At 64.2% G+C, this 938-nt stretch carries 1 protein-coding gene; it reads left to right on the top strand.

The window, feature by feature from the left end:
- The first annotated feature begins 108 nt into the window (after window positions 1–108).
- Entirely contained in the window at window positions 109–921 is an 813-nt protein-coding gene (locus IEY36_RS30415; protein WP_188974079.1) for an IS5 family transposase, read from the top strand.
- Window positions 922–938: the final 17 nt, after the last annotated feature.

Raw genomic sequence — 938 nt, 5'->3', positions numbered from 1 at the left:
ATTCCGGCGCTAAGAGCCTGTCTCTGAACGCGATCGGAACGGGGGTTGGCTGGCCGGAGCGACTGTGATTCCAACGGGTTGTCGAGACCGAATTGGATGAGCAGCCCGATGTGGACCCCGACCAGCCGTGCGCGTCATAGACGAGATGGCCTGCGCTTCGCCAGTGACGTGACTGATGCGGAATGGGCCGTGCTGGCACCTTTGCTGCCGTCGCCTTCACGGGTGGGACGGCCACCACACTGGCCGATGCGCGATATCGTCAACGCGATCTTCTATGTCCTGCGTGCCGGCGTTACCTGGCGAATGCTGCCAGATTGCTTCCCACCACGGCAGACGGTCTATGGCTGGTTCAGCGGGCTGCGCGATCGCGGCGTATGGGAGAGCGTGAACCACCATCTCGTCATGCTCGACCGCGAGCGCGCCGGACGCGCGGCAAGCCCGTCCGCGGCCGTGATCGACAGCCAAAGCACCAAGACCACCGAAGCTGGCGGGCCGCGCGGCTACGACGCCGGCAAGAAGGTCCTGGGGCGCAAGCGTCACGCCATGGTCGATACCGACGGCCGGCCACTGGTTCTGCAATGCCACGCCGCCTCGGCGCAGGATTGCGATGGCGCCGTCCCGCTGCTCCAGGCTTCACGAAGCAGCTTCCCATTCGTCGAGAAGACCTTTGCCGATGCGGGTTACGTCGCCCGTCGCGTTGCCAAGGCCACCAACATCGCCATCGAGATCGTGCGCAAGCCAAAGAACCAAATCGGCTTCGCCGTGCATCCGCGGCGCTGGGTTGTCGAGCGCTGCTTCGCCTGGCTCGGCCGTAACCGCCGCCTCGCCAAGGACTTCGAAACAACCATCGCTTCCGCCACTGCTTTCCTCTATGCCGCCGCCGTCCTCTTGCTCATCAGACGATTAGCTCGTTCCACCTGAGTTCAGAGTCAGACTCT

Source organism: Neoroseomonas lacus, from assembly GCF_014644535.1.
Classification (GTDB): Bacteria; Pseudomonadota; Alphaproteobacteria; order Acetobacterales; family Acetobacteraceae; genus Neoroseomonas; species Neoroseomonas lacus.
The sequence above is the reverse complement of the archived record's forward strand: the minus strand, read 5'-3'. Positions and strand labels throughout refer to the sequence as shown.

Bases quoted from the DNA above. Each gene is read 5' to 3' on its own strand.
- IEY36_RS30415 (WP_188974079.1), top strand. From the start codon at position 109: ATGTGGACCCCGACCAGCCGTGCGCGTCATAGACGAGATGGCCTGCGC.